The following is a 24,324-nucleotide window of genomic DNA, read 5'->3' on the forward strand; positions in this document are numbered from 1 at the left end:
GGTTTCCCGGACGGCGCCGACTCCGGCCTGTCCACGACCGCCTCCCTCAGCGACGAAGAGAACTTACAGGAAAGCACTGAGGGTGAAAATAAGCTACACAACCGGAGCTGTCAGCGGGCCACAGCGTAACGACTCTGCAACGGGCGTGAACAGCCCTCACCTCGGCATTCACCGGCGTTGACCTCACGGCCCCCGGACAGCGGGTGCGACGATGGGCGCGGCAGTCCCGCAAGGATGTCCCCCGGCACGAGGTGGAGGTGACGATGACCGCGGCGGTGTTCGACCACGACGGCCCGTGGAGCGAAGAGGAGTACCTCGCCCTCGGCGAGACGCAGCAGCGCGTCGAACTCTTCGACGGGAGCCTTCACGTGACCCCAGGCCCCACGCCCCGCCACCAGAACATCTCCGGTGAGCTGCGGGCCGCCTTGCGAGGACCGACGCGGGAAGCCGGCCTCCGCGTCCTGGAAGCGGTGAACGTCCGGCTCCGGCCGGGGCGCATCCCCATCCCGGACCTCGTCGTCACGGCCCCGATCGACCTCGACGACCCCTGGATCGAGGCGGCCGACGTGAGGCTGGTCTGCGAGATCATCTCGCCGGGCAACGCGGCCACCGACAAGGTGCTCAAGATGCACTACTACGCGGCGGCCGGCATCGAGTGGTATCTCCTGGTGGAGCAGGAGACGCTGAGCGTGCACGTCTACCAGCGGCAGGGCGCCCACTACGTCGAGCGGTCGGTGACCAAGGCCGGCGAGACGCTGGAGCTGACCGAGCCGGTCCGGGCCACGATCCGGCCGGCCGAGTTCCTCGCCTGAGGGGCCGCCGCCGCAGGACGCTTTTCGGGTGAGCCGCTCCGGTACGCCGGACAGGCGCCGGGTGAGGTTCTTAACATCCGGACATCGATCATCGTGCGGGGCTTTCCACTGGCCGGGACACACGGGACACTGCCTTGCGCGGACGGCTCGCGAAGATCGGCGTAACGTGTGTCACTTAGCTGCGCCGTATCGCCGGCGCGGTCGTTGGTGTGCGCATGACGTGGCAAGCGGGTGCGGGTCTGCCGGTCCGCGTTGCCGACCGGAACTTGATCCGCCCGTGAGGGTCCTGTCAGGGAGACGACTCTAATGACATCAACGGCAACGAGGCCGCGGGGAGCGCGGGCGCGCGCCGCCATCGCGGCGAAGACGTTGCGAACCGACCGCTGGTGGCTCGCCCCGCTGATCACCGTGATCGGGCTCAGCGCGTGGGTGGCGTACGCGACGGTCCGGGTCTTCATGCACGACTTCTACTGGGTCGAGGACTACCACTACCTGACCCCGTTCTACTCGCCCTGCGTGACCGAGCGGTGCGTGGAGGGCGCCTCCCACTTCGGACGGTTCCTGCCCGGCTGGTGGATCATCCCGGACGCGGCGCTGACGCTGCCGTTCCTGCTGCTGTTCCGGCTCACCTGCTACTACTACCGCAAGGCCTACTACCGGTCGTTCTGGCTGTCGCCGCCCGCCTGCGCGGTCCCCGACGGGCACAAGTCCTACAGCGGCGAGACCCGGTTCCCGCTGCTGGGCCAGAACCTGCACCGCTACTTCTTCTACGCCGCCGCGATCATCTCGCTGATCAACACCTGGGACGCGGTCCTGGCCTTCCACTCCCCCAAGGGCTTCGGGTTCGGGCTGGGCAACATCATCCTGCTCCTGAACGTGGTGATGCTGTGGGCGTACACGATCTCCTGCCACTCGTGCCGGCACATCATCGGCGGGCGGCTCAAGCACTTCTCCAAGCACCCGGTGCGCTACCGGGCCTGGACCTTCGTCTCGGCCCTGAACGTCCGGCACATGCAGCTCGCCTGGATCACCCTCGGCACGCTGGCCCTGACGGACTTCTACGTCATGGCGGTCGCGGCCAACTGGTTCAACGACCTGCGGTTCATCAACTAGAGGGCCCCTGACATGACGAACACAACGCGAATCGAACGACACCACTACGACGTCGTCGTGATCGGGGCCGGTGGCGCCGGCCTGCGCGCGGCGATCGAGGCCCGCCTCGCCGGCAAGAAGACCGCGATCATCTCCAAGTCGCTCTTCGGCAAGGCACACACGGTGATGGCCGAGGGCGGCGCCGCCGCCGCGATGGGGAACGTGAACAGCCGGGACAACTGGCAGGTGCACTTCCGCGACACGATGCGCGGCGGCAAGTTCCTCAACAACTTCCGGATGGCCGAGCTGCACGCGAAGGAGTCGCCGCAGCGCATCTGGGAGCTGGAGACGTACGGTGCGCTCTTCGACCGCACCAAGGACGGGAAGATCTCGCAGCGCAACTTCGGTGGCCACGAGTACCCCCGCCTGGCGCACGTCGGCGACCGGACCGGCCTGGAGCTGATCCGCACCCTCCAGCAGAAGATCGTGTCGCTCCAGCAGGAGGACAAGCGCGACCACGGCTCGTACGACGCTCGGATCAAGGTCTTCTCCGAGACCACGATCACCGAGCTGCTGCTCGACGGCGACCGGGTCGCCGGCGCGTTCGGCTACTACCGGGAGTCCGGCGAGTTCGTCCTCTTCGAGGCGCCCGCGGTGGTGCTGGCGACCGGCGGTGTCGGCCGCTCCTACAAGGTCACCTCGAACTCCTGGGAGTACACGGGTGACGGGCACGCGCTCGCGCTGCGGGCCGGCGCGACGCTGATCAACATGGAGTTCCTCCAGTTCCACCCGACCGGCATGGTCTGGCCGCCCTCGGTGAAGGGCATCCTGGTCACCGAGTCGGTGCGCGGCGACGGCGGCGTGCTGAAGAACTCCGACGGCAAGCGGTTCATGTTCGACTACGTCCCCGACGTCTTCCGCAAGCAGTACGCGGAGACCGAGGAGGAGGCGGACCGCTGGTACACCGACCCGGACAACAACCGGCGTCCGCCGGAGCTGCTGCCCCGCGACGAGGTGGCCCGGGCGATCAACAGCGAGGTCAAGGCCGGGCGGGGCACGCCGGCCGGCGGGGTCTACCTGGACATCGCCTCCCGCAAGCCGGCGGAGGAGATCCGCCGTCGCCTGCCGTCGATGTACCACCAGTTCAAGGAGCTGGCCGACGTCGACATCACGAAGGAGCCGATGGAGGTCGGGCCCACCTGTCACTACGTGATGGGCGGCGTCGAGGTCGACCCGGACAGCGGGGCCGCGTTCGGCCACGTGCGGGGGCTCTTCGCCGCGGGCGAGGTGTCCGGCGGCATGCACGGCTCCAACCGGCTCGGCGGCAACTCCCTGTCCGACCTGCTGGTGTTCGGCAAGCGCGCGGGCGGCCACGCCGCCACGTACGCCGACAGCCTCCCCGCGCGCCCGAAGGTGGGCGTCGCCGCCGTGGAGGCCGCGGTGGAGACGGCCCTGGCGCCGTTGCAGCGGGACACCGGCGAGAGCCCGTACGTCCTCCAGCAGGACCTCCAGGCGGTGATGGGCGACCTGGTCGGCATCATCCGGCGCGAGGGCGAGCTGGTCGACGCGCTGGGCAGGCTGGCGGAGCTGCGGGAGCGGGTGGCGAAGGTCAGCGCGAGCGGCGGCCGGCGCTACAACCCGGGCTGGCACCTGGCGCTCGACCTGCGCAACATGCTGGTCGTCTCGGAGTGCACCGCGAAGGCGGCGCTGGAGCGGCGGGAGTCGCGCGGCGGGCACACCCGGGAGGACCACCCGGCCATGGATCCGGCATGGCGTCGGGTCAACCTGGTCTGCTCCCTCGAAGGCGACACGGTGCGCCTGGAGCGCAAGCCGCTGCCGAGGATGCGCCCGGAGCTGATCGGCCTCTTCGACCGCGCGGAGCTGGCCAAGTACCTCACGGACGAGGAACTCGCCGAGTTCGACGCCCAGGTCGCCGACGTCGAGACCGACAAGGAGCGCTGACGCATGGGTAACCAGAACCCCCAGGGGCCCGGGAAGCCGGGCGCGAAGCGCCAGTTCCGCATCTGGCGCGGCGACGAGAACGGCGGCGACCTCCAGGACTACATGGTGGAGGTCAACGAGGGCGAGGTGGTCCTCGACGTCATCCACCGGCTCCAGGCGACCGACGCCCCCGACCTGGCCTGCCGCTGGAACTGCAAGGCCGGCAAGTGCGGCTCCTGCTCGATGGAGATCAACGGCAAGCCGCGGCTGAGCTGCATGACCCGGATGTCCACCTTCACGGAGGACGAGACGGTCACGGTCACCCCGCTGCGGACCTTCCCGGTGATCCGGGACCTGGTCACCGACGTCTCGTTCAACTACGAGAAGGCGCGGGAGACGCCGGCGTTCGCGCCGCCGGCCGACCTGGCGCCCGGCGAGTACCGGATGCAGCAGGTCGACGTGGAGCGCTCGCAGGAGTTCCGCAAGTGCATCGAGTGCTTCCTGTGCCAGAACGTCTGCCACGTGATCCGGGACCACGACGAGAACAAGCAGGCGTTCTCGGGGCCGCGGTACTTCATCCGGGCGGCCGAGCTGGACATGCACCCGCTGGACGCGAAGAGCGACCGCAAGGAGTACGCGCAGGCCGAGCAGGGCCTCGGATTCTGCAACATCACCAAGTGCTGCACCGAGGTCTGCCCCGAGCACATCAAGATCACCGATAACGGGATCATCCCCATGAAGGAACGGGTCGTCGACCGCAGGTACGATCCCCTCGTGTGGCTTGGTAGCAAGATCTTCCGGAGGGGTCAGGTGCCTCAGACCATCGTGACCAGCGAACACGCCAGCGGCGCGGTGCGCGGCAGCGCGGCCCACGGGGGCGTGCACTCGCACGCGGGCGGCTCCCACGACCCGCGGGCCGAGGTGCAGGCGCAGCGCGGCGTCAACTGGGACCGCGAGGTGCCGAGGCCGACCGCGCCCGCCGTCGACGACCACGGCCGGCTGCCGCTGACGGAGCTCACGTTCGACCGGGCGGCGGCGCCGTCGCCGTTCGGCGACGACGTGACCTTCCCGCTGCCGCCGGAGCACCTGAACTTCGCCCACCCGGAGCAGGACAAGCACTGACGTGCGCTGATGACGACGGGGGCCGCGGCTGATGCCGCCGGCCCCCGTCCTCTTTCGGCTCGGATGTCCGCTTCCGGTCAGGCGGCCAGGATGGGCCGGAGGGCCGCGACGATGGGTGCGTCGGCCGGGAGCCAGGTGACGCTGTCCAACTCGTCGGCGGAGAGCCAGCGCAGCGCCGAGTGTTCGAGGGCCTGCGGCTGGTCGTCGTGCAGCAGGCGGGCCGCGTACACCTTGAGCACCGAGCGGCCGTGGGCCATCCGGACGTTGCGGCCCACCCGGTCGCCGATCTCCACGCGTACGGCCAGTTCCTCGGCGCACTCACGGGCGAGCGCGGCGGTCTCGCTCTCGCCCGGCTCCACCTTGCCGCCGGGGAACTCCCACATGCCCGCCACCTCGGGCGGGGCGGAGCGGGCGCAGGCGAGCACCCGGCCGTCCCTGATGATCGCCGCCCCGACGATCACCCTGAGGTCCCGTCGCTCGGCCTGCCCGCCGCCATTCGCCCGTTCGGTCCGCACGGGCGTCCAGCGTGCCAGATCAATCGGCGGTTTGGGTAGCGTGGCCGACCGTCAGGGCAGGAGAACCCGGAAGTGTGGGCGTGGACACACCCAGCATGCGAGGACAGACTAGAAGGCACCGACAAGACACGGGACGGCGACGATTTGGCCACAAGCCGGCAACGGCGCCTGGGAGGTGCGGTGATGCGCGCGCTGTTCAGCACTCGATCCAAGCACGACTACCTCGACGACGCTCTCACCCTGCTCCCCGGCTGGAACCGCGAGGGTGAGCAGATCCGACGCACCCTCGTCATCGACGACTCGCAGCACGCCGCCCTCACCGAGCGGGTGAAGGTGGTCGCCGACGCGCTGCACCTGCGTCCGGAGATCAGCCGCCGGGCCGACCAGACCCAGATCCGGGTGGGGCACGGCAACGCGCCGCTGACCGAGGGGGAGGTCCTGCTGGCCGCCCGCATCGAGGACGCCTACCGCGCCGTCACCCAGCCCTGACCCCGCTCCATCCGTCGCCCGGCTCCCCGTCGCGAGGGTCGGCGCGGCCGGAGATCGGCTGAGAAGAGGCTGGTACGGCTGAGGTTTCCCTGAAAGGCGCACGGGTATCAATCCGGTACGGGAGCAGACAACAGACCCCGCAACGGACTGAACACCTGATAACGCATTTTTTTGGGAGCTGACATGACCACCCCCACCGTGAACCGCATGACCGACCGGGTGACCGACCACGACGGCCACCACGTGGACCACGACGTCCGGCACGCGCACCGGCACGGCGACGAGACCAAGCCGTCGTGGAAGACCACCGAGCTGGCCGTCTACGTGCTCTCCGTGATCGGGGTGCTGATCGCCTCGAACGCCGTCGGTGACGGCGCCGCCGACAACGGCGGCGACTACTTCGCGGCCGACAAGGCCTGGTGGTACATCACGCTGCTGACCATCGGTTACCTGATCAGCCGCGGCCTGGCCAAGTCCGGCAGCCGCAGCCGCGACAACGACCCGCGCACCAACCGGTAGTCCGCACCGCGCCCGGAGCCCCGCCGCCCGCATCCCTCGATGCGTCGGCGGGGCTTCGCGCGTGCAGGGTCGACGCCACCGGACCGCCCGGCCGGCACGCACCCCGGCGTCGGCCGCTCAGGCGGCGTCCTGGGGGTACCAGCGCAGCTCGACGGAGTTGCCGTCCGGATCCCGCACGTAGAGCGAGGTGGCGCTGCCCCGCGCGCCGAACCGGCCCACCGGCCCCTCGATCACCGCAAAGGCACCCGACGCGACGACCTCCGCCCAGTCCAGCGGCTCCACCACCAGACAGAAGTGGTCGACGTTCGATTCGCCCCGGTCCCGGCGCACGAGGTCGATGATGGTCCCCGCGTCGATGCGTACCGAGGGGAACGGGACCGCGCCGGCCCGCCACCGGTCGACCCGCACCGGGGCCAGGCCGAGCAGCCCGCAGTAGAAGTCCAGCGCGCGCTCCACGTCGGTCACGTTGAGCACCAGGTGGTCGAAGCCCGTGACCCGTACCGCGCTCACCTGGCCTCCAGCGCGTGGGCCTGGCGCAGCCAGTCGGTGAACAGGGCGGGGTCGACGTCGGCGAGGGTGCGCAGCCTGACGGAGGCCATCTGCCGGGCGCCGGCGACCAGCCGCCCCGAGGGGTCGGTGACCTCGGCGCCGCGCCACAGCCCGAAGGTGACGTACGTGCCGTACGCCTTCACGAGGCAGACGGGGCGCCGACCCGGCCGGTCGCCGAGGCCCCAGACCGGGTGTCCGTGCCACACCGCCGCGGTCGCGCCCGGCAGGGCCGACTCGATGACGGGGCGCAGCTTCTCGCCGATCTCCCGCAGCGGGGCGTCGAGATCGGCCAGGTAGTCGGTGACTGTCGTCGTTTCCATGCCCCTCACGATCCGCCGGCCGACGACGTCGACCAAGACGCGATCGCACTACCATCGTTGAGCCGGACTCAACGATGGGGCGGGACGTGCTGGAACGACACGAGCTGGAGACCTTCCTGACCCTCGCCGAGGAGTTGCACTTCGGCCGGACGGCGGAGCGCCTGCGGGTGACCACCGGGCGGATCAGCCAGGTGGTCAGGAAGTTGGAACGCCGCGTCGGCGCCCCGCTCTTCACCCGCACCAGCCGGGTCGTCCAGCTCACCCCGATCGGGCGGCAGCTCGCCGATGACCTGGCGCCGCTGGTCGCCGGCATCGACGACGCCGTACGCCGGGCCGTCGACGCGGGACGGGGCGTGACCGGGCGCCTGCGGGTCGCCTTCCTCGGCGAGTGGACCGCCCCGACGCTGCTCAAGGCCGTCGCCCTGTTCTCGCAGCGCCACCCCGACTGCCAGGTCGAGGTACGGGAGGTGCAGCTCTTCAACTCCCGGCAGAGCCTGCTCGACGGTTCCGTCGACGTTCTGATGGCCGCGTACCCCTTCGACGGGATGGCCTGCGGGCCGGCGCTGCTTCAGGAGCGGCGGTTGCTCGCGGTGACCGCCGGGCATCCGTTGACCCGGGAGGCGTCGGTCTCCCTGGAGACGCTCGGCGACCACCCGGTGGTGCAGTACCCGGCCGTGACCTCGGCGGAGTTCAAGCGCGACCGCACCCCCGAGCAGACCCCGTCGGGGCGGCCGGTGCCGAAGGGGCCGGCGGGCAACACGTTCTCGGAGATGCTGACGCTGGTCGCGATGGGGCGGGGGGTGCTGCCGGTGGGCGAGCACACGCGCCGCTACTACCCGCGCCCCGACGTGGCGTACGTGCCGATCCGTGACGCGCCACCGATCCGGCGGGGCCTGGTCTGGCGGGAGAGCAACGGCACGGCCCGGGTCCACGAGTTCGTGCGGGCCGCGACCGACGCGAACACGACCTGACGGGCTCCCGCCCGGACTGGCATGATCGACGCCGATGAGGCACGGGGAGTTCCGCCATCCACGGCTGGTCGAGGTCTACGACGCCGAGTGCGCCTGGTCGCGCGACGACGACTGGTTCCTCGCCGTCGCCGGCGAGACGCCCGGCGTACGGGTCCTCGACCTGGGCTGCGGCACCGGGCGGCTCGCCCTCGCCCTGGCCGCGGCCGGCCACACCGTCACCGGCGTCGACCCGGCCGGCGCGTCGCTGGGCGCCGCCCACGCCAAGCCGGGCGCCGAGCGGGTGACCTGGATCGAGGGCACCTCGGCCGTACTGGCAGACGGGTCGTTCGACGTGGCGGTACTGACCAGCCACGTCGCGCAGTTCTTCGTCACCGACGGCGAGTGGGCGCGTACGCTCGCCGACCTGGCCCGGGCGCTGGTGCCCGGCGGCCGGCTGGCGTTCGACTCGCGCGACCCGGCGGACCGGCGGTGGGAACGCTGGAACCCGGTCGACTCGCGGCGACGGATCACGCTGCCCGGCGGCGAGGTGGTCCGGGCGTGGACGGAGGTCCACTCGGTGGCCGGCGGGCGGGTCGACTTCACCCACCACTACCTCTTCGGCGACGGTGAGGAGTTGCTCAGCTCGGCCACCCTGCGTTTCCGCACCGAGGAGGAACTGCGCGGCTCTCTGCGGTCGGCCGGATTCGCCGTGGACCGGATCCACGGCGGCTGGTGCGGGGAGCCGGTGGGCCGGGGTGACGGCGAGTTCCTCGTCCTCGCCCACCGGCAGTGATCTTCGGTTGGCGCGCGCGGCCTACCGTGGAGGCATGGCGAACGCGACGTACGACCGCAAGGAGCAGTTCCAGCAGATCCAGAGCGGCCTGCTCCACGGAGAACAGATCATCGCCGTCTACGACGCCGTCGGCACCGGCACCGGCTTCATCGGCCTGACCGACCGGCGCGTCATCATCCAGGACCGCTCCTTCGTCGGTAAGCGGTACGCCATCACCAGCATCCCGTACTCGAAGATCACCAGCGTCAGCGTGGTCAGCAACAAGTCCTGGGGCGGCTCGTTCTTCTCCACCGGGGCCATCGCGATCCACGTCGGCACGCACACCTACGAGGTGGAGTTCCGGGGCGCCGACAAGAGCCACCACGTGCACAACGTGATCCTGCACCACATCAGCTGAGCTGGTCGGCGCGCTCCAGCAGGGCGCGGCGCTCCGCCCCGCGGTGGGCGTCGGCGGCCTGTCGGAACAGCGCGGCGGCCCGCTCGCGGTCGCCCTGCCGGGCGGTCAGTTCGGCCTCGGCGGCGACGGCGAGCGGGTAGCCGTCCAGCGCCCCGCCGGCCCGGGCGGCGGCCAGCAGGGCCAACCCCGCCGCCGGCCCGTGCGCGTAGCCGTGGGCGACGGCGCGGTTCAGCTCGACCACCGGCGACGGCTGCCACCCGGCGAGCCGGTCGTACGCCTCGGCGATCGCGACCCAGTCGGTGGCCTCGGCGGACGCGGCGGTGGCGTGGCAGGCGGCGATCCGGGCCTGGAGGGCGTACGGGCCGTCCGCCGGGACCCGCGCGAGGATGCCGACGCCCTCGGCGATCGCCGCGTGGTCCCAGCGGGCGCGGTCCTGCCGGTCGAGGGTGAGCAGGTTGCCGTCGCGGTCGCGGCGGGCGTCGCGCCGGGAGTGCTGGAGGAGGAAGAGGGCCAGCACGGCGGCCACCTCGGGCTGGCCCGGCATCAGCCGGTCGAGCAGCCGGGCCAGGCGGATCGCCTCGTCGGCGAAGGCGGGCTCGCCGTCGGCGTCGTAGCCCCGGGTGAAGAGCAGGTACAGCACGGCGAGGACGCCGGAGAGCCGCTCCGCGAGCATCGGGCCGGTCGGCACCCGGTACGGGATGCCGGCGGCGGCGATCTTCGCCTTGGCCCGGGTGAGCCGCCGGGTCATGGTCGACTCGGTGACCAGGAAGGCCCGCGCGATGTCGGCGGTCGACACCCCGCAGACCGTACGCAGCGTCAGGGCGACCCGCGCCTGCGGCGCCAGGGCGGGGTGGCAGCAGGTGAAGACGAGCCGCAGCCTGTCGTCCACGATCTCCCCCTCCCCCGCCGTCCCCGGCTCGGGCTCCGCTCCGGTCAGCGTGAGGACGGCCAGCTCACGCAGCTTGCGCCGCTCGACCGAGGAGCGCCGGAGCACGTCGATCGCGCGGTTGCGGGCCACCGTCATCAGCCAGCCGCCCGGGTTGGCGGGCACGCCCTCCGCCGGCCACCGGGCCAGCGCGAGCGCCGACGCCTCCTGGGCGCAGTCCTCGGCCAGGGTCCAGTCGCCGGTGACCCGGATCAGCGTCGCGACGATCCGGGCGTACGACCCGGTGCTCGCGGTGGCGACGGCCTCGGCCACCGCGAGCCGGTCGGTGGGGCGGTCAGCCACCCAGGCTGACGATCGGGCGTAGTTCGAGCCGGCCCTCGCGGGCCATCGGGTGGGCGCGCGCCACCTCGATCGCCTCGTCCAGGTCGGCGCACTCCAGCAGGTCGAAGCCCACGATGACCTCCTTGGTCTCGGCGAACGGGCCGTCGGAGACCAGCAACTCCCCGTTACGGACGCGGACGGTGGTGGCCGCCGTCGTCTCCGCGAGGGCGTCGCCCGTCAGCCGCCGTCCCCGGGCGTCGTTCTCCGCCACCCACGCCTCGATGTCCGGCCAGTCGGCCCGGTCGGTGTCCGGCTCGCTGTCGGTGCAGACGAACATCAGGTATTTCATGTCGCTCCTCGATGTCGGGTACTCACCAGGGTGACGAACGGGCGACCCGGTTCCGGACGACGTGCGACCGGCGATCTCAGAATCTCGCGGGGCGGCGGGTGCACGGACCGTCGTGGTCGGCCCGCAGCAGGCAGCGCCGGCCCTCCGGCAGCAGCGTGTCACAGAAGACCCGGTGCCGCAGGTGCTGCGCGTCCTCGGCGGAGACCGTGGTCTCGCCGGGGTCGGTCTGCGCGAGCACGCTCGCCCACCGCGCCACGACCCGAGCCAGGCGTACGGCGGAGAGCAGGTCCCTCGTGACGACCGGCAGGTGGATGACGAAACGCTCCCGCGCGGCTCTCATCAGTGTTGACCTCCGGCGAGTAGGACGGGATGTCGGCGGGACGACCGCAGGTGGCGGAGGTTTTCCGCCCGAGCACTCAGCGTCACTGGAACTATACGGACAGGGGCTCAGGGGCACAACCACACCTGCCGACGGGGGAACAAGGCTGATGCGCCATGACGATCGATCCGCGCTCGCACACCCCGGTCTATGTGCAGCTCGCCGACCTGCTCCGGCAGCGCATCGAGTCGGGCGAGTTCGGTCCCGGGACGACCTTGCCGAGTGAGACGCGGCTGACGCAGGAGTATGGGATCGGCCGCGAAGCCGTGCGCATGGCGACCTCGTTGCTCCGGTCCGAGGGACTGGTCAGCACGGTGCGGGGCCACGGCACCCACGTGCGGGAGACGCCGGTGCGCCGGCCGGTCGAAGTGCCTCCCGGCGCGACGGTGGTCGCGCGGATGCCCACGGGCGAGGAGCGGCGGAGCATGCAGCTCGACGAGGGCGTGCCGGTGCTGGAGGTCCGCCACCCGGAGGGCACCACGGAGGTGCTGGCCGGCGACCAGGTCAAACTGACCCGCCCCACCGGCTGACCCGCCCCACCCGCTGACCGCCCCCGACGCGCGACCGCGCGTCCTGCTGCACGCGAGTGGAACACCACGTGCGTCAGAACGCCTGTTTGATACCCGTGGCGTTCCAACCGTCCCGGCGGCTGCGGGCTAGCGGGGTGGTCGGGCAACGCCGTCGGGCGGCGGGCGGCGGGCGGAGCAGGCCGGAGCGGAGCAGGCCGGAGCGGGACGACAGGGGGGCGTGGGTCGGTGGCGGCAGCGGTCACTGCTGGTCCAGCAGGAACGGTGTGTCCGGGCAGCTCAGGCACACGAAGATGCGCAGCGCGCCGTGGCGGCCCACGACGACCCCGGTCGGCTCGTACGGGTCGTGGTCGGGCTCGCCGTCCGGCCACGTCGGCTGCCACCGGCCGGTGCCCCGCTCGGAGGAGGCGACGACGAGGGTCAGCGTGGTGGGGCCGGCGCAGCGGGGGCACGGCGTCGGGCGCAGGTCGGTGAGGCTCCAGTCGGCGTAGCCGCCGACCTTCCAGCCGGGCGCCATGACGGTGACGACGTAGTTGTCGTCGTACTCGCAATCCTCGTCCTGCTCGTCGACCAGCGTCCGCAGGGCCTCCGGCAGTTCCTGCGGGTACGGGTACTCGACGACCTGCTCCGGGTGCAGCCGGCACGGTCGGGGCACGTACCCGTCGTTCCCGATCTCGCCGCGCGGCGGCTGGCCGAGGAGATCGGTCAGGTCCGCCTCCCGCCGCCAGCGCAGCTCCACCGTCGGCCCCCACGGGCCCTCGGCGTGCTCGAACGGGCACCACAGCACCTGCAACAGGTCCGCCCCGCCGGGGCGCGGCAGGTCGGGGACGTCCTGCGCGCGCAGTTGCGCCAGGGGGACCATCGGGTTCGGCGCGGGGTGTGGTCGGGGCACGTACCGGTGGCCGACGACCGGGCCGCCGTCGCGCGAGCCCCAGCCGGTGAAGCCCGGGCCGACCACTGTGGCGATCTCCCGGCGCAGCTCGACCTCGCCCTCGGCCAGGACGTGCGACTGCGTGCGCCGGCGCTCCGCCGCCCGCATCCGCTCCACCAGCTCGGCCGGGACCGGCACCTCCTCGTGCACCATGTGCGGCGCCTCGCAGTTGGGCCAGGGCTCGTCGGCCGGCCAGAGCAGCGGCCCGCCGACGTGGCTCCCGGCGGCCGTGACCGCCCCGGGGCGCGGGTGCAGGCGGGTCGCCGTGCGGCCCAGCTTCTCCAGGCCGGGGTAGCGGGCGAGCACGTCGGGCGGGAGGGGCGGGGTGATCATGGCGAGATCGTAGGCGGTCGACGGTCGACCGATCAGCCGCCGCCGACCACGTCGCAGGGGTGGGTGTCGCCCGGGTCGTACGGCGTGTCCGCCAACTCGACGGCCTGGGAGTGCTCCAGGGCGAAGTAGACGTGGGCGCAGCGCGGCTCCACCGTGACCGCGTCGCCCGCCTCGATCGTCAACTCGGTCCGCTCGCCGGAGTCCAGGTCGCGGAACACCGCCCGGAGCCGCCCGCTGATCACGTACAGCGTCTCCGTCTTGTGGTCGTGGTAGTGGTTGCCGCGCGGCCGGGCGGCGTCCGGCCGGAACTCCAGGTACGCCAGGAAGCGGTAGGTGCCGCCGTTGACGATCTGAGCCAGCTCGCCGGCCGGCGACTGGATCCGACCGCCACCTTCCGGGATCGGCGGTGACGTCACCGGAAGCCGGCGGAGGCGTACCTTCTGCACCGCCCGATCGTAGGTCCGACCCGGCACCGCCCGGCCCGCGACGCGCGCAACCCGCAGCGGCGGCGTCAGCGGTGTCGCCGGCCCAGCCGCCAGCCCGCCGCCGACCAGCACGCCCCCCAGAGCAGGAAGAACGGCGACCACAGCAGCAGGTCCCACCACGCCAGGTCCCGGGCCAGGGCGGCGTGCCCGACCGGCGGCGGCCGGACGCCGGTCAGCAGCAGCGCGTCACCGACGAGGCCGTGCCCCAGGACGCCGACCGACCGGGCGATCATGAGGATGCCGAGCGTCCAGGCGACCGCCAGTAGCAGCCGGCGCGGGAGGGCCGCCCGCCAGGGGCGCAGGGTGGCCAGCGCGACCACGACACCGACGACCGCGGCGGCGGCCAGCATCCAGTGGCTCGCCACGAACAGCGGGTCGCGGGCGAGCAGCCGTTCGCGCAGCTCCGGCGGGAGCGGATCCTTGTCGGCCAGCGCGTTGGCCCCCAGCGCCTGCGCGAGCTTCATCGCCCCGTAGGCCGAGGCGCACGCCACCGCGCCGTACGCGCCCACCCGCGCCCGGTCAGTGCGCGACACGTCTCGTCGCCACCGCGTAGGACCGGATCGTCGCCACGAGCAGCCCGATCGCGACGAGCCCGAGGACCCCGTGGTACCACTGCCAGCCCACGCCGAGGCCCACGAACCCGTCCACCACCATGATCGTCGCGCCGGCCCCGACGGCCAGCAGCATGCCCGCCAGCGCCAGCAGCATCAGGGGCCTCGGCACCCGCCGCCCCGGCGCCGTGACCGTGGCGAGGGCGAGGCAGGCGCCCGCCACCCCCGACGCGGTCGCCGACCACTGCGCGGTCGCCACGCCCATCACGTCGCGGGCGTAGCGTTCGTGCTCGGCGGCCGGCACGACCGGGCCGCCCGGGAAACCGAGCCGGGATTCGAGGGCGAAGGCGGCCTTGCCCACGGCGTACGCGAGGAAGAGCACCGCCACCGCGTAGGCCGGCCATCGCCGCGCACCGGAAGAAGCATCCATGCTCCCGACGCTAGGCCCGGCGGACCGCGCGCCGACTCCCGAGCGCGAGGGGACCGCCCTCCCCCGCGGGAGGGAGCGCGGACGGCCGCCCGGCCGCTGCGGCGGTGACCGCAGGGGTTGGCCGGCGGCACGTGCGGGCGCGCCCCCACCGGTGATCATCGCGGCGTGGGGGCGCGCCCTACCGACTGCGTCGGCCGTGGAGCGGATCCCGTGCGACCCGCTCCAGTTGCCAATATTCCGCAGTTGCCAAGACTTTGCAATAAGGCATACTGACCGGAAGATCGTCCACTCGCGAAAGGGTCCCCATGGCCGTCTACAAGCTCCCCGACATGCCCTACGACTACGGGGCTCTGGAACCCGCCATGAGCGGTCAGATCCTGGAGCTGCACCACAGCAAGCACCACGCCGCGTACGTCAAGGGCAGCAACGACGCCCTCGACCAGCTCGCCGAGGCCCGCGACAAGGGCGACTACTCGGCGCTGGTCGGCCTGGAGAAGACCCTGGCCTTCAACCTCTCCGGGCACGTCCTGCACTCGATCTTCTGGAACAACCTCTCCCCCGATGGCGGCGACCGCCCGGACGGCGAGCTGGCCGCCGCCATCGGCGAACACTTCGGCTCGTTCGACGGCTTCGCCGGCCAGCTCTCCGCCGCCACGAAGAGCGTCCAGGGCTCCGGTTGGGGCGTCCTGGCGTGGGAGCCGCTGGCACAGCGCCTCATCGTCGAGCAGGTCTACGACCACCACGGCAACGTCGGCCACGGCTCCACGCCGATCCTGGTCTTCGACGCCTGGGAACACGCCTACTACCTCCAGTACAGGAACGTGCGCCCGGACTACGTCGACCGCCTCTGGGACCTGGTCGACTGGGCCGACGTGACCCGGCGCTTCGACGCCGCGCGCGCCGCCGGCAACCCGCTGACCGCGGCGCCCTGATCCGGCCGACCGCTGACCGGGTCGTGCTCCCGCTACCGTTCCCACCATGACGGTGGTGCGCTCGATCCTGCTGTTCCTGCTCGCCGCGCTCGCCGAGATCGGCGGGGCCTGGCTCGTGTGGCAGGGCTGGCGCGAGCACCGGGGGCTGCTGTGGGTGGCGGCGGGGGTCGTCGCACTCGGCCTCTACGGCTTCGTCGCCACCTTCCAGCCCGACCCGAACTTCGGCCGGATCCTGGCCGCCTACGGCGGCGTCTTCGTCGCCGGCTCCCTCGCCTGGGGCATGGTCGTCGACAAGTTCCGCCCCGACCGCTACGACGTCGTCGGCGCAGCCATCTGCCTGGTCGGGGTCGCCATCATCATGTACGCCCCACGCAGCGGCTGAGACGACGGTGACGCGCCAGCCACATGGTTGACGGCGGTCGCGGGAACGTCGCGCTCACCCTCAGTCCGGTGACCGGGTCTGCGGAACCCGGGGAGGGCAGTCGACGGACACCGGGGCGATCTCGCGGGGCCCGCTGCTCTCCCGTGTGACGTCGAAACGGACGCAGATGCTGTAGTGCGTCTCCTCGCCGAACCAGGTGTCCGAGGCGGCGGCCACCATCGCCACCTCCACCCTGGCCAGCAGGCCCACCCCGTGATCGTCAGGATCGTGGACCGACGAGGCGAGTTGCTCGCCCCCGGTCAGTGCGACGAGCCGGTCGAGCACCGACTCGTTGCTCGCCCAGCCGCTCAGGCTGTGCGAGTCGGTCGCCCACGCCTCGGTCTCGTGGGCAACCTGCCCGGCCCTCTCCAGGACCCGGTCCCGGGCTGCGTCGTGGCCCGAGCGGGCGCAGCCGGCGCAGGACAGCGCGACGAGGCAGGCCAGCAGACCACCGCGCCCGACGGCGCCTGTCGCCCGCCGCAGGGCCGAACCGGACGCCTGTCGACCACCGCTGTGTCGTGACATGACGTAAGGAGATCAGCGATCCCGTCGTCAGGCATCCGTCCGGGTACTCAGAAGGGGCAGCGTCCCCTGCGCGATCCCCGCAGTCGGCATCCGGCCCGGCGGCAACGGCGTGCGCGCCCTCTGTACGGCTGGCCGCACACCTTCCAGGCCCCGTCCTCCTTGACGAGCACGAACGTGTGCTGGTCGGTGGCGCCGCCGTCCAACGTCAGCACTGTGCGCATCGTGTCGCCGCAGCGGAAGGGCTGGGCGCAGCAGGCCGGGAGCCGCGATTACCGAGTGCTACGGTGACGGCATGACTGCGGTGCCCGACTGGATGCGGCCGCCTCGCCCGGAGGGGTGGTATGCCGACGATCTTGACAAGCTCGTCGAAGCACCGCGCCACACCGAACTCATCGATGGAGCACTCGTCTTCATGATGTCTCCCCAGCGGGTCTGGCACGCCCGGATGGTCACCGCGCTGGTGAACCGCCTGACGGATCAGGCACCGCCTGGCGTCGAGGTCGACAGGGAGATCACGATTCGACTCGACAGATGGAATCGTCCCGAGCCCGATCTCCTGGCCACGAGGGCACCTTACGATCCGTCCCGAACCTTCTACACCCCTGAGGAGACTCTTCTGGTCGTGGAGGTGGTCTCTCCAGAGTCGGCCCACCGCGATCGGACGGTCAAGCTGCGCAAGTACGCGGAAGCCGGCATCGCCAACTACTGGCGCATCGAGGAAGAGGATGGATCACCGGTGGTCCACGCCTACGAACTCGACGGGCCCACTCGGTCCTATGTGCCGACCGCAATTCATCGACACGAGCTGCGCACCACGACGCCGTTCACGATCGAGCTCGATCTGGATGGGCTGGTGCCCGGCCACAAGAGCTGAGCCGGGCGCCGACTCCGTCAGAGGTCGAACCGGATCGTCACTACACGTTGAAGCGGAACTCAGATGAAGGGCTTCCGTGACCTGCGCTAGCCTGACCGGCACTGGCCACGCCCCATCTCGCGCTCACGTCATTGGTCGCTACTTGCCGACGTTTCACGCTGTCTTGTGCCCCGTGCGTGCCCCAGAACCTGGCAGTTGGTTCTTGGGACGTCGGTGCCTCCTGGCACCCCGGATGCCGGCTCCCGTCAACGCACCACCGACTGCGCACAAGGTTGGAGCAGACAAGGGCCAGCCCCCTTCGGGCACATCCGCCAGGGTCATGGCGAGTGCAGTGGCGGCCATCAGTGCTCCGACTACCGCCAAGAGCAGGTACAAACGGCGTCGCCTACGCATCGGACCAGTAGAGCATGGGCGGGCAGCTTTTCAACTGGGTGGAGCTGAGGGATCTGAACCCCTAATGCCGTGGGCCGGGTAAAGATCGTCCGCAATCGGGCACATCTGGCCCCTGATCAGGGCTGGAGTCCTCAGCGCCTCTCGACGTTTTACAGGCGTTTCCGGGCTCAGTTGTGCCGGATCTGTGCCCGATGATCATGCCAGAGCATCGAACCTGATCGAGCTGTCGGCGTACGGGTTCCGCTACAGAGTCAGGTACGCGCTGACGTAAAAAGATCCGCCCGCTCCGAGAAGCAGCGTGCCGCTGGCCATCGGCCCAGCCAGCCTCCGTGTCAACACCTACGCTCAGTTACCGGCGCGCAGTCGGCCAACGCCCGGATCGCGGCAGATCAGGGCATCGGGTCGACGAGGCCATCAACGTTCACCGTGTTGGGTGACGTGTTGACGGGAGATAACTCCGTTACGAGGGCCATGAATGCTGCGTGACCGATTCGGAGGAGATGGCGTTACTGGGAAGCCCGGGTTGGTGCGCGTCGTTGAGACTCAACCGCCGGCGCTGGGGCGCCCGAGCGTCTTCAGGTTGGGCAGCGACCGTTCCGCCATCACCACTCCGGCAGCGCTGTACCCGACCAAGACCGGCGGGTCGACGCTCTCGTTGGCGAGATACCAGAAGAAGAACAGCTCTTCGGCGCGGACGGCTGACCGGACAGTGCCGTCGGGCAGTCGCAGTTCCGCCCGTACCGCATTCCCGGCGGCCGTCCACATCGTGTGTATTCCCTGGCCGTCCGCCGACCCGCCCATGCTGCTGAATGACTCCTTGCCCTGGTCGCCGTCAGCACACTGCCCACCGGCGAGCGTGAAACTTGTCGGGGCTGGCCGGTCGAGGTCACCGGGTGGCTCGAACATCGGAGCGATGCAGGTGGTGCCGCCCTGGCTCTTGGCTGACCAGATGGTCAGTACAGTGCCGTCGGGGCCCGGTGCCTGGGCAACTCGTCGTGCTGTCTGGACGTCCACCATGCCGCCGGTTTCGGTAGCCCAGAACGACAACGGCTTAGTGAACGACTCAGGCAGCAGTCCTCCGGCGGCGGCGACGCTCGCACCCGACACGACAAGCCCGGCGGTCAACGCGGCAGTGAGCACGACTCGTCGCCTGCGCGACCGTTGAGGTGCCTCCGGCGGTTCGGCGGCGGTGGCGATCAACAGACGTTCCAGCGCCGCTTTCCTCACCGATGCGGGCCAATGGTCATCGACCGCCGTAACCGGCTTGAGTCTCTGAACGATGTTCATCATGTCACGGTCCGTGGTCATTTGGTGCCTCCTGCGAGTGGCAGTGGACGTTGGGCGGCGTCGGCGTGGGGCGGCGCATCCGGCTCGCCATCAACGCGCAGTCGCCGCCGCGCCCTGAACAGACGCACGTGGAACGCCGGGAGTGAGCAGCCCGCCACTCGTGCCGCCTGCTCCGGGGTCAAGCCGTCCCAAGTGATCAGCAGTAGCGCCTCCCGCTCCTTGGGGGTCAGCGCCGCCAACTGGGTCAGTACGGTCGCGCGCTCCGTGGCGAGAACGTCGGCGGCGGCCGCCGGCTCCGCGACCTGCCGCAACCTTTCTAGTTCGACGGCCACCCGCGCCTGCCGACGCCCTGACCGACGCAGGTTGGAGATGGTGTTGCGGGCGACCACGAGCAACCACGGCAAGGGTTCGTCCGGGACGCTGGCGAGCTTCCGCCATGCCACCAGGAATGTCTCCGACACCACATCCTGCGCTGAATCGGAGTCAACATGTCGCAACGCGTACGCCATCACCCGTGGTCCGTGTTCGGTCCACAGCGCCACGAATCGCTGTTCATACCGCTCAGACGTGTGGTCTTCTCTCACACCACGTAGTGTCCGGCCACACTCCGAAACTTACGGCGACAACTCCAATAGGTTGAGCCAGTACAGGCCCTCAGGACAGTGATCATGCGGCGTTCCCGGCGGCTCTGGCGCTGCATCAATCGATAAGCTGTCAACGCACTCTTCTCGGCAGATCAGGACGCCGCCAGGAACGATCCGTCATCACTCAACGTAATGATCGATCGTCCGCATCCCGATACCGTCTGGCTCACTTCGGTGTTGCGGACGACACCCAGGGCGACAGGGCGACCTGTCACGCCTCGTTCGTCGGCGGCCTGCGGTCTATTCAGTGCGGCTTGACGAACGTGCCCTTCCCGGGCACCACGTAGACCAGGTCCTCAGCGACCAGGACCCGAACCGTGTGCAGGATGGTGCCCCGCGCCAGGCCGTATTCCTGTTGGAGCCGGGCCACGCTCGGAATCGGCCGGTTGGGCGGCAAGTCTCCGCGCTCGATCTGCTCGCGCAGGATCGCCGCCAACTTCATGTTCCGGGTGATCTCGGTGTGCCCGAAGCCGACCTATCCGGGCTGGGTGTGGCTGACGGGCTACCAGCTCGATGAGCGGGGCAACGCTGTCGACAAGCGGGAGATCTTCGTCAGGCTGGCCGGCCTGCGCTCTGCCCGTCGATCTGATGGGCGCCCGGGGTCGGAGTCGGCTACGGCTCGCTGATCTTCGGCGCGGCGGTTCGCAAGGCCGGACTACCGGAGAGCACGAGCCACGACCTGCGCCATCACTACGCCTCGGTCCTGCTGATGCAGGGTGAATCGGTCATCACCGTCGCCGAACGGCTGGGGCACGAGAACGCAACCCTCGTCCTGTCGACGTACGGCCACCTGATGCCGGACTCCGAGGAGCGCACCCGGCGGGCGGTCGATGAGGCGTGGGGTTGTGCCCCGGATGTGCCCCCGGGCGAGGATGCAGGCGTGTGAGCTGGGCGAACGGGCCGGATTCAGACGTTGAAGCGGAACTCCACCACGTCGCCGTCCTGCATGACGTACTCCTTGCCCTCGATCCGGACCTTGCCGGCGGCCTTGGCCGCCGCCATCGAACCGGCCGCGACCAGGTCGCCGAAGGAGACCACCTCGGCCTTGATGAAGCCGCGCTGGAAGTCGGAGTGGATGACGCCCGCGGCCTCCGGCGCGGTCGCGCCGACCGGGATGGTCCAGGCGCGCGCCTCCTTGGGGCCGGCGGTGAGGTACGTCTGGAGCCCGAGCGTGCGGAACCCGACGCGGACGAGCTGGTCCAGGCCCGGCTCGTTCTGCCCGATCGACTCCAGCAGCTCGCGGGCCTCCTCGTCGGGCAGGTCCACCAGCTCGGACTCGATCTTGGCGTCCATGAAGACGGCCTCGGCCGGGGCGACCAGGGCGCGCAGCTCGTCGAGGAACTCGGCGTTGCCCAGCTCGGCCTCGTCGACGTTGAAGACGTAGAGGAAGGGCTTGGTGGTGAGCAGGTGCAGCTCGCGCAGGTGCTCCAGCTCGATGCCCGCGTCCTTGGCGCCCGCGTAGAGGGTGACGCCGGTGTCGAGCAGCTCGACGGCCTGCTTGGCGGCGGTGACGGCGGCGGCCCGGTCCTTGCGGAGCTTGGCCTCCTTCTCCAGCCGGGGCAGGGCCTTCTCCAGGGTCTGGAGGTCGGCGAGGATCAGCTCGGTGTTGATCGTCTCGATGTCGTCCGCCGGGGAGACCTTGCCGTCGACGTGCACCACGTTCGGGTCGGAGAAGGCCCGGACGACCTGGCAGATCGCCGACGCGTCGCGGATGTTCGCCAGGAACGCGTTGCCCCGGCCCTGCCCCTTGGAGGCACCGCGCACCAGGCCGGCGATGTCGACGAACGACACGGGGGCGGGCAGCACCTTCTGCGAGCTGAAAATCTCGGCGAGCGTGTTCAGCCGCTCGTCCGGCAGCCCGACGACGCCGACGTTGGGCTCGATGGTGGCGAACGGGTAGTTCGCCGCGAGCACGTCGTTCTTGGTCAGCGCGTTGAACAGGGTGCTCTTGCCGACGTTGGGCAGGCCGACGATCCCGATGGTGAGACTCACGACGAGCCAGCTTACGCCGACGCCCCACACCCCGGTTCAGGCAGGCCGGTGCACGGGGCCACGCCCGACAGATCTTGGTACGGAACGGCCCCTCCAGGGGCGCTCCCGCACCAAGATCGGCACGGAGGACCGGGCCGGCCCGGAGGGTCGGGCCGGGCTCGCGCGGCTCGGGCCGTCAGGCGAGCAGGCGGGGGGTGATCGGGGTCTCGCGGGCGGTGCCGTCGTCGGCGCGGCTGACCTCGTACGCCGAGGGGCCCTCGCGGTCCGCGACCGCCTCGACCAGGCGGGTGCCCCGGTAGAGCAGGCCGGTGCCGTCGTCGGTGCAGTGCGCGGTCGGCAGCACGCAGTCGGCGACCAGCTTGTGCATCAGCGGCCGGCGCTGCTCCTCGCTGTCGTAGTGCACGCCGTTGCCGTAGGGCAGCCAGCCCAGCCCGTCGGTGAAGCCGCGCAGGGTGGTGCCGAAGCTGTCGGTGGCCCCGCCGGCGTGCCAGCAGATGGAGCCGGCGGAGACGCCGCCGAGCACCACGCCGGCCTCCCAGCACTCGCGCAGGATCTCGCCGAGGCCGTGCACCCGCCAGACGGCACAGAGGTTGGCGACACTGCCGCCGCCGACCCAGATCACGTCCTGGGCGAGCAGGTGGGCGCGGACGTCGTCGACGTTCGGCATCGGGAAGAGCGCCAGGTGCGTCATCCGGAACCGGCTGCCGGCGAACGCCTCGTAGACCCGGGCGAGCGTGGTCGGCTGGTCCCCCTCGGCCTGGTTGAGGAAGCAGATCCTGGGCTCCGGCCCGGCCTCGGCCAGCTCGGCGGCGAAGCCGAAGACGGGATTGACCCGCCGGGGCCCGCCCTCGTGGCGCGGCGCGTAGATGCCCATGCTGGTGGCGAGGATGGTCGGTTCACTGGCGGGCACGGTCGTCCTTCCGTCGGGGTCGACGGTGCCCATCCTGCCCGAGGCCGCTCCCCTGCCGCTCAGCGCCCGCCACGCGGACCCGCCAGGGCCGGTCGCCAGCCCGGAGCGGCCGCCCGTCGCCGCCAGGTCCGCGCCGCCGGCCACCGCCAGGTCCGCGCCGCCGGTCGCCGGCCCGGAGCTGCCGGCCGCCGCCAGGGTCCGTGCCGCCGGTCAGCGTCCGCCGTCGGTGACCGCGCCCAGCAGCGTACGAAGCAGGTCGGCGAGGCGCCGCTGGTCCTCGGCGGGCAGCGCGTCGAGCAGCCGGCGCTGGACGGCCAGCCCCGCCTCGGCGGCCTCCTCCACCAGTTCGAGGCCGGCCGGGGTGAGCGTGACCTGGAGCCCTCGCCGGTCCGCCGGGTCGGGCGCGCGGCGGAGCAGCCCGGCGCGTTCCAGCCGGTCGAGCCGGCCGGTCATCCCGCCGGAGGTGAGCATCAGCGAGGCGGTGAGCGCCTTCGGCGCCAGCGTGTAGGGGGTGCCGGCGCGGCGCAGGGCGGCGAGCACGTCGAACTCGCCCCGGCTGATCGACCAGCGGGCGTAGGTGCGCTCCTGCTCGTCGCCGACGAGCCGGGCCAGCCGGTAGATCCGGCCAAAGACCGCCATCGGCTCGGGGCGCATTCCGGGCCGCTCGCGCTGCCACTGCTCGACGATGCCGTCCACGTCGTCCCGCTCGGTCACCCCCGGATTGTGCCGCACCTCGCACTCCCGCTTTCACTCGCCACGAAGTAGCTTAGTCGCAAGATACTTAGCAACAAGAGTTAGCGAGGAACCGTGGACCGACGCCGGCTCGACATCCTGCTCACCGCCGCCGCGCCGACCGCGTGGGGCACGACGTACCTGGTCACCAGCGAACTGCTGCCGCCCGATCGGCCGCTCTGGTCCGGCGCGATCCGGGCCCTCCCCGCCGGCCTGCTGCTGCTCGCGCTGACCCGGCACCGCCCGCACGGCGCCTGGTGGTGGCGCGCGGCCGTGCTCGGCGCGCTGAACATCGGGGCGTTCTTCCCGCTGCTCTTCTTCGCCGCGTACCACCTGCCCGGCGGCGCCGCCGCGGTGCTCGGCGCCACCCAGCCGCTGCTGGTGGCGGGGCTGACGGTGCTCGTGCTGCACGAACGGCCCCACCCCCGGGCGCTGGCCGCCGCGCTCGCGGCGCTCGCCGGGGTCACCCTGGTCGTGCTGCGCCCCGGCGCGGGCCTCGACCCGACGGGCGTCGCCGCCGGGCTGACCGCCACCGCCGCGATGGGCGCGGGCCTGGTGCTGACCCGCCGCTGGGGCCGCCCGCCGGGCGTCGGCACGCTCACCGCCACCGGCTGGCAGCTCACCGCCGGCGGGCTGATGGTGGTGCCGGCCGCCCTGCTGGTCGAGGGGACGCCGCCCGTGCCCGACCCGCCGGCACTGGCCGGCTACGCGTGGCTGACGCTGGTCGGGACGGCGCTGGCGTACGCGCTGTGGTTCCGGGGCGCGGCCCGGCTGCCGGTCACCCAGGTCTCGCTGCTCGGGGCGCTCAGCCCGCTGACGGCCGCCGCGCTCGGCTGGGCCGTGCTCGGGCAGGCGATGACCGGCTGGCAGCTCGCCGGCTTCGCCGTGGCGGTCGGCGCCACCGTGGCCGGGCAGCTGCCGCC

General features: G+C 71.4%; 32 protein-coding genes and 1 pseudogene. 16 read left to right on the plus strand and 17 right to left on the minus strand.

The window, feature by feature from the left end; genetic code table 11:
* Nucleotides 1-263: 263 nt before the first annotated feature.
* The 4 genes from AC0OO9_RS09945 (at nt 264) to AC0OO9_RS09960 (ending at nt 4,967) form a co-directional block, all read left to right on the plus strand.
* Nucleotides 264-812, plus strand: coding sequence for a Uma2 family endonuclease (locus AC0OO9_RS09945; RefSeq protein ID WP_484517043.1), 549 nt, complete (start codon nt 264-266; stop codon nt 810-812).
* 306 nt (nt 813-1,118) lie between these two features.
* Complete coding sequence (locus AC0OO9_RS09950; RefSeq protein WP_484517044.1) at nt 1,119-1,925, plus strand: hypothetical protein; 807 nt, start codon at nt 1,119-1,121, stop codon at nt 1,923-1,925.
* A 12-nt stretch (nt 1,926-1,937) separates the two neighbouring features.
* A complete protein-coding gene (locus AC0OO9_RS09955; RefSeq protein WP_484517045.1) occupies nt 1,938-3,866 on the plus strand; it encodes a fumarate reductase/succinate dehydrogenase flavoprotein subunit in 1,929 nt (642 codons plus the stop codon).
* Between the two features lie 3 nt (nt 3,867-3,869).
* On the plus strand, nt 3,870-4,967 hold the full coding sequence (locus tag AC0OO9_RS09960; protein WP_484517046.1) for a succinate dehydrogenase/fumarate reductase iron-sulfur subunit: 1,098 nt from the start codon (nt 3,870-3,872) through the stop codon (nt 4,965-4,967).
* 77 nt (nt 4,968-5,044) lie between these two features.
* Here AC0OO9_RS09960 and AC0OO9_RS09965 read toward each other — a convergent pair whose 3' ends face one another.
* Complete coding sequence (locus tag AC0OO9_RS09965; protein ID WP_132231036.1) at nt 5,045-5,482, minus strand: (deoxy)nucleoside triphosphate pyrophosphohydrolase; 438 nt, start codon at nt 5,480-5,482, stop codon at nt 5,045-5,047.
* Between the two features lie 183 nt (nt 5,483-5,665).
* Between AC0OO9_RS09965 and AC0OO9_RS09970 the strand changes: the two genes are divergently transcribed.
* Complete coding sequence (locus tag AC0OO9_RS09970) at nt 5,666-5,971, plus strand: 4a-hydroxytetrahydrobiopterin dehydratase (protein ID WP_484517047.1); 306 nt, start codon at nt 5,666-5,668, stop codon at nt 5,969-5,971.
* A gap of 183 nt (nt 5,972-6,154) precedes the next feature.
* A complete protein-coding gene (locus AC0OO9_RS09975) occupies nt 6,155-6,490 on the plus strand; it encodes a hypothetical protein (protein WP_357577811.1) in 336 nt (111 codons plus the stop codon).
* A gap of 117 nt (nt 6,491-6,607) precedes the next feature.
* Here the strand turns inward: AC0OO9_RS09975 and AC0OO9_RS09980 are convergent, their stop codons facing one another.
* Both AC0OO9_RS09980 and AC0OO9_RS09985 read right to left on the minus strand, forming a co-directional pair.
* On the minus strand, nt 6,608-7,000 hold the full coding sequence (locus tag AC0OO9_RS09980; RefSeq protein ID WP_484517048.1) for a VOC family protein: 393 nt from the start codon (nt 6,998-7,000) through the stop codon (nt 6,608-6,610).
* Nucleotides 6,997-7,359, minus strand: coding sequence for a DUF1801 domain-containing protein (locus AC0OO9_RS09985; RefSeq protein WP_484517049.1), 363 nt, complete (start codon nt 7,357-7,359; stop codon nt 6,997-6,999). Before AC0OO9_RS09985 ends, AC0OO9_RS09980 begins: the two co-directional genes overlap by 4 nt.
* Before the next feature lie 86 nt (nt 7,360-7,445).
* Here AC0OO9_RS09985 and AC0OO9_RS09990 point away from each other — a divergent pair, with 86 nt between their 5' ends.
* From AC0OO9_RS09990 to AC0OO9_RS10000, 3 genes are read left to right on the plus strand one after another with little or no spacing between them, the layout of a single operon-like run.
* The gene (locus AC0OO9_RS09990; protein WP_484517050.1) at nt 7,446-8,330 is read left to right on the plus strand and encodes a LysR family transcriptional regulator; all 885 of its coding nucleotides are present in this window, start codon (nt 7,446-7,448) and stop codon (nt 8,328-8,330) included.
* A gap of 34 nt (nt 8,331-8,364) precedes the next feature.
* Complete coding sequence (locus AC0OO9_RS09995) at nt 8,365-9,102, plus strand: class I SAM-dependent methyltransferase (RefSeq protein WP_484517051.1); 738 nt, start codon at nt 8,365-8,367, stop codon at nt 9,100-9,102.
* 34 nt (nt 9,103-9,136) lie between these two features.
* A complete protein-coding gene (locus tag AC0OO9_RS10000) occupies nt 9,137-9,499 on the plus strand; it encodes a PH domain-containing protein (protein ID WP_088998502.1) in 363 nt (120 codons plus the stop codon).
* On the opposite strand, the gene AC0OO9_RS10005 is transcribed toward AC0OO9_RS10000, so the two are convergent.
* From AC0OO9_RS10005 to AC0OO9_RS10015, 3 genes are all read right to left on the minus strand, one after another.
* Nucleotides 9,492-10,727 carry an RNA polymerase sigma factor gene (locus AC0OO9_RS10005; RefSeq protein ID WP_484517052.1) on the minus strand — a complete coding sequence of 412 codons (1,236 nt, stop codon included), beginning with the start codon at nt 10,725-10,727 and terminating at the stop codon, nt 9,492-9,494. The two genes, AC0OO9_RS10000 and AC0OO9_RS10005, sit on opposite strands and share 8 nt — an antisense overlap.
* Entirely contained in the window at nt 10,720-11,055 is a 336-nt protein-coding gene (locus tag AC0OO9_RS10010; RefSeq protein ID WP_132231031.1) for a YciI family protein, read from the minus strand. Before AC0OO9_RS10010 ends, AC0OO9_RS10005 begins: the two co-directional genes overlap by 8 nt.
* Before the next feature lie 76 nt (nt 11,056-11,131).
* The gene (locus AC0OO9_RS10015; RefSeq protein WP_311410715.1) at nt 11,132-11,395 is read right to left on the minus strand and encodes a hypothetical protein; all 264 of its coding nucleotides are present in this window, start codon (nt 11,393-11,395) and stop codon (nt 11,132-11,134) included.
* A 155-nt stretch (nt 11,396-11,550) separates the two neighbouring features.
* Here AC0OO9_RS10015 and AC0OO9_RS10020 point away from each other — a divergent pair, with 155 nt between their 5' ends.
* Nucleotides 11,551-11,964 (plus strand): GntR family transcriptional regulator, encoded by a 414-nt coding sequence (locus AC0OO9_RS10020; protein ID WP_425872778.1) that lies wholly within the window; start codon nt 11,551-11,553, stop codon nt 11,962-11,964.
* A 238-nt stretch (nt 11,965-12,202) separates the two neighbouring features.
* Here the strand turns inward: AC0OO9_RS10020 and AC0OO9_RS10025 are convergent, their stop codons facing one another.
* The 4 genes from AC0OO9_RS10025 to AC0OO9_RS10040 all read right to left on the minus strand — a co-directional run bounded on the left by AC0OO9_RS10025 (nt 12,203) and on the right by AC0OO9_RS10040 (nt 14,691).
* Complete coding sequence (locus AC0OO9_RS10025; protein ID WP_484517053.1) at nt 12,203-13,225, minus strand: hypothetical protein; 1,023 nt, start codon at nt 13,223-13,225, stop codon at nt 12,203-12,205.
* 32 nt (nt 13,226-13,257) lie between these two features.
* Complete coding sequence (locus AC0OO9_RS10030) at nt 13,258-13,671, minus strand: cupin domain-containing protein (protein ID WP_484517054.1); 414 nt, start codon at nt 13,669-13,671, stop codon at nt 13,258-13,260.
* A gap of 65 nt (nt 13,672-13,736) precedes the next feature.
* On the minus strand, nt 13,737-14,243 hold the full coding sequence (locus tag AC0OO9_RS10035) for a DUF3995 domain-containing protein (protein ID WP_484517055.1): 507 nt from the start codon (nt 14,241-14,243) through the stop codon (nt 13,737-13,739).
* Nucleotides 14,230-14,691 (minus strand): hypothetical protein, encoded by a 462-nt coding sequence (locus AC0OO9_RS10040; protein ID WP_484517056.1) that lies wholly within the window; start codon nt 14,689-14,691, stop codon nt 14,230-14,232. The genes AC0OO9_RS10035 and AC0OO9_RS10040 overlap by 14 nt, the downstream gene beginning before the upstream one ends.
* 305 nt (nt 14,692-14,996) lie before the next feature.
* On the opposite strand from AC0OO9_RS10040, the gene AC0OO9_RS10045 reads away from it, so the two are divergent.
* Nucleotides 14,997-15,623, plus strand: coding sequence for a superoxide dismutase (locus AC0OO9_RS10045; RefSeq protein ID WP_484517057.1), 627 nt, complete (start codon nt 14,997-14,999; stop codon nt 15,621-15,623).
* A gap of 46 nt (nt 15,624-15,669) precedes the next feature.
* Nucleotides 15,670-16,005: a YnfA family protein gene (locus AC0OO9_RS10050; RefSeq protein WP_151456642.1), complete on the plus strand. Its 336-nt coding sequence runs from the start codon at nt 15,670-15,672 to the stop codon at nt 16,003-16,005.
* A 60-nt stretch (nt 16,006-16,065) separates the two neighbouring features.
* Here the strand turns inward: AC0OO9_RS10050 and AC0OO9_RS10055 are convergent, their stop codons facing one another.
* A complete protein-coding gene (locus AC0OO9_RS10055) occupies nt 16,066-16,569 on the minus strand; it encodes a hypothetical protein (protein WP_484517058.1) in 504 nt (167 codons plus the stop codon).
* 292 nt (nt 16,570-16,861) lie between these two features.
* On the opposite strand from AC0OO9_RS10055, the gene AC0OO9_RS10060 reads away from it, so the two are divergent.
* Complete coding sequence (locus tag AC0OO9_RS10060; RefSeq protein ID WP_484517059.1) at nt 16,862-17,443, plus strand: Uma2 family endonuclease; 582 nt, start codon at nt 16,862-16,864, stop codon at nt 17,441-17,443.
* 936 nt (nt 17,444-18,379) lie between these two features.
* Here the strand turns inward: AC0OO9_RS10060 and AC0OO9_RS10065 are convergent.
* From AC0OO9_RS10065 to AC0OO9_RS10075, 3 genes are all read right to left on the minus strand, one after another.
* Nucleotides 18,380-19,144: a hypothetical protein gene (locus tag AC0OO9_RS10065; protein ID WP_484517060.1), complete on the minus strand. Its 765-nt coding sequence runs from the start codon at nt 19,142-19,144 to the stop codon at nt 18,380-18,382.
* Nucleotides 19,141-19,707 carry an RNA polymerase sigma factor gene (locus AC0OO9_RS10070; protein WP_393268254.1) on the minus strand — a complete coding sequence of 189 codons (567 nt, stop codon included), beginning with the start codon at nt 19,705-19,707 and terminating at the stop codon, nt 19,141-19,143. The genes AC0OO9_RS10065 and AC0OO9_RS10070 overlap by 4 nt, the downstream gene beginning before the upstream one ends.
* 304 nt (nt 19,708-20,011) lie before the next feature.
* The gene (locus tag AC0OO9_RS10075; protein WP_484517061.1) at nt 20,012-20,209 is read right to left on the minus strand and encodes a winged helix-turn-helix domain-containing protein; all 198 of its coding nucleotides are present in this window, start codon (nt 20,207-20,209) and stop codon (nt 20,012-20,014) included.
* On the opposite strand from AC0OO9_RS10075, the gene AC0OO9_RS10080 reads away from it, so the two are divergent.
* Together AC0OO9_RS10080 and AC0OO9_RS10085 are read left to right on the plus strand one after the other, a co-directional pair.
* On the plus strand, nt 20,208-20,393 hold the full coding sequence (locus AC0OO9_RS10080; RefSeq protein ID WP_484517062.1) for a hypothetical protein: 186 nt from the start codon (nt 20,208-20,210) through the stop codon (nt 20,391-20,393). The two genes, AC0OO9_RS10075 and AC0OO9_RS10080, sit on opposite strands and share 2 nt — an antisense overlap.
* Nucleotides 20,393-20,653 carry a tyrosine-type recombinase/integrase gene (locus AC0OO9_RS10085; protein ID WP_484517911.1) on the plus strand — a complete coding sequence of 87 codons (261 nt, stop codon included), beginning with the start codon at nt 20,393-20,395 and terminating at the stop codon, nt 20,651-20,653. Before AC0OO9_RS10080 ends, AC0OO9_RS10085 begins: the two co-directional genes overlap by 1 nt.
* A 20-nt stretch (nt 20,654-20,673) precedes the next feature.
* On the opposite strand, the gene ychF is transcribed toward AC0OO9_RS10085, so the two are convergent.
* The 3 genes from ychF to AC0OO9_RS10100 all read right to left on the minus strand — a co-directional run bounded on the left by ychF (nt 20,674) and on the right by AC0OO9_RS10100 (nt 23,383).
* Nucleotides 20,674-21,759 (minus strand): redox-regulated ATPase YchF, encoded by a 1,086-nt coding sequence (gene ychF / locus AC0OO9_RS10090; RefSeq protein ID WP_484517063.1) that lies wholly within the window; start codon nt 21,757-21,759, stop codon nt 20,674-20,676.
* A gap of 175 nt (nt 21,760-21,934) precedes the next feature.
* Nucleotides 21,935-22,669 (minus strand): Type 1 glutamine amidotransferase-like domain-containing protein, encoded by a 735-nt coding sequence (locus AC0OO9_RS10095; protein ID WP_484517064.1) that lies wholly within the window; start codon nt 22,667-22,669, stop codon nt 21,935-21,937.
* Nucleotides 22,670-22,879: 210 nt separating this feature from the next.
* A complete protein-coding gene (locus AC0OO9_RS10100) occupies nt 22,880-23,383 on the minus strand; it encodes a MarR family winged helix-turn-helix transcriptional regulator (RefSeq protein WP_311410725.1) in 504 nt (167 codons plus the stop codon).
* A gap of 93 nt (nt 23,384-23,476) precedes the next feature.
* On the opposite strand from AC0OO9_RS10100, the pseudogene AC0OO9_RS10105 reads away from it, so the two are divergent.
* A pseudogene (locus AC0OO9_RS10105) lies at nt 23,477-24,244 on the plus strand (EamA family transporter); the annotation flags it as partial.
* Nucleotides 24,245-24,324: the final 80 nt, after the last annotated feature.

The sequence above is a fragment of the Micromonospora sp. USAFONa4 genome (assembly GCF_057197825.1).

Excerpts from the sequence above, each read along its gene's own strand:
- AC0OO9_RS09945 (WP_484517043.1), top strand. The coding sequence starts at position 264 with ATGACCGCGGCGGTGTTCGACCACGACGGCCCGTGGAGCGAAGAGGAG.
- AC0OO9_RS09950 (WP_484517044.1), top strand. The coding sequence starts at position 1,119 with ATGACATCAACGGCAACGAGGCCGCGGGGAGCGCGGGCGCGCGCCGCC.
- AC0OO9_RS09955 (WP_484517045.1), top strand. The coding sequence starts at position 1,938 with ATGACGAACACAACGCGAATCGAACGACACCACTACGACGTCGTCGTG.
- AC0OO9_RS09960 (WP_484517046.1), top strand. The coding sequence starts at position 3,870 with ATGGGTAACCAGAACCCCCAGGGGCCCGGGAAGCCGGGCGCGAAGCGC.
- AC0OO9_RS09970 (WP_484517047.1), top strand. The coding sequence starts at position 5,666 with ATGCGCGCGCTGTTCAGCACTCGATCCAAGCACGACTACCTCGACGAC.
- AC0OO9_RS09975 (WP_357577811.1), top strand. The coding sequence starts at position 6,155 with ATGACCACCCCCACCGTGAACCGCATGACCGACCGGGTGACCGACCAC.
- AC0OO9_RS09985 (WP_484517049.1), bottom strand. The coding sequence starts at position 7,359 with ATGGAAACGACGACAGTCACCGACTACCTGGCCGATCTCGACGCCCCG.
- AC0OO9_RS09995 (WP_484517051.1), top strand. The coding sequence starts at position 8,365 with ATGAGGCACGGGGAGTTCCGCCATCCACGGCTGGTCGAGGTCTACGAC.
- AC0OO9_RS10000 (WP_088998502.1), top strand. The coding sequence starts at position 9,137 with ATGGCGAACGCGACGTACGACCGCAAGGAGCAGTTCCAGCAGATCCAG.
- AC0OO9_RS10010 (WP_132231031.1), bottom strand. The coding sequence starts at position 11,055 with ATGAAATACCTGATGTTCGTCTGCACCGACAGCGAGCCGGACACCGAC.
- AC0OO9_RS10015 (WP_311410715.1), bottom strand. The coding sequence starts at position 11,395 with ATGAGAGCCGCGCGGGAGCGTTTCGTCATCCACCTGCCGGTCGTCACG.
- AC0OO9_RS10020 (WP_425872778.1), top strand. The coding sequence starts at position 11,551 with ATGACGATCGATCCGCGCTCGCACACCCCGGTCTATGTGCAGCTCGCC.
- AC0OO9_RS10025 (WP_484517053.1), bottom strand. The coding sequence starts at position 13,225 with ATGATCACCCCGCCCCTCCCGCCCGACGTGCTCGCCCGCTACCCCGGC.
- AC0OO9_RS10040 (WP_484517056.1), bottom strand. The coding sequence starts at position 14,691 with ATGGATGCTTCTTCCGGTGCGCGGCGATGGCCGGCCTACGCGGTGGCG.
- AC0OO9_RS10045 (WP_484517057.1), top strand. The coding sequence starts at position 14,997 with ATGGCCGTCTACAAGCTCCCCGACATGCCCTACGACTACGGGGCTCTG.
- AC0OO9_RS10050 (WP_151456642.1), top strand. The coding sequence starts at position 15,670 with ATGACGGTGGTGCGCTCGATCCTGCTGTTCCTGCTCGCCGCGCTCGCC.
- AC0OO9_RS10055 (WP_484517058.1), bottom strand. The coding sequence starts at position 16,569 with ATGTCACGACACAGCGGTGGTCGACAGGCGTCCGGTTCGGCCCTGCGG.
- AC0OO9_RS10060 (WP_484517059.1), top strand. The coding sequence starts at position 16,862 with ATGACTGCGGTGCCCGACTGGATGCGGCCGCCTCGCCCGGAGGGGTGG.
- AC0OO9_RS10065 (WP_484517060.1), bottom strand. The coding sequence starts at position 19,144 with ATGACCACGGACCGTGACATGATGAACATCGTTCAGAGACTCAAGCCG.
- AC0OO9_RS10080 (WP_484517062.1), top strand. The coding sequence starts at position 20,208 with ATGTTCCGGGTGATCTCGGTGTGCCCGAAGCCGACCTATCCGGGCTGG.
- AC0OO9_RS10075 (WP_484517061.1), bottom strand. The coding sequence starts at position 20,209 with ATGAAGTTGGCGGCGATCCTGCGCGAGCAGATCGAGCGCGGAGACTTG.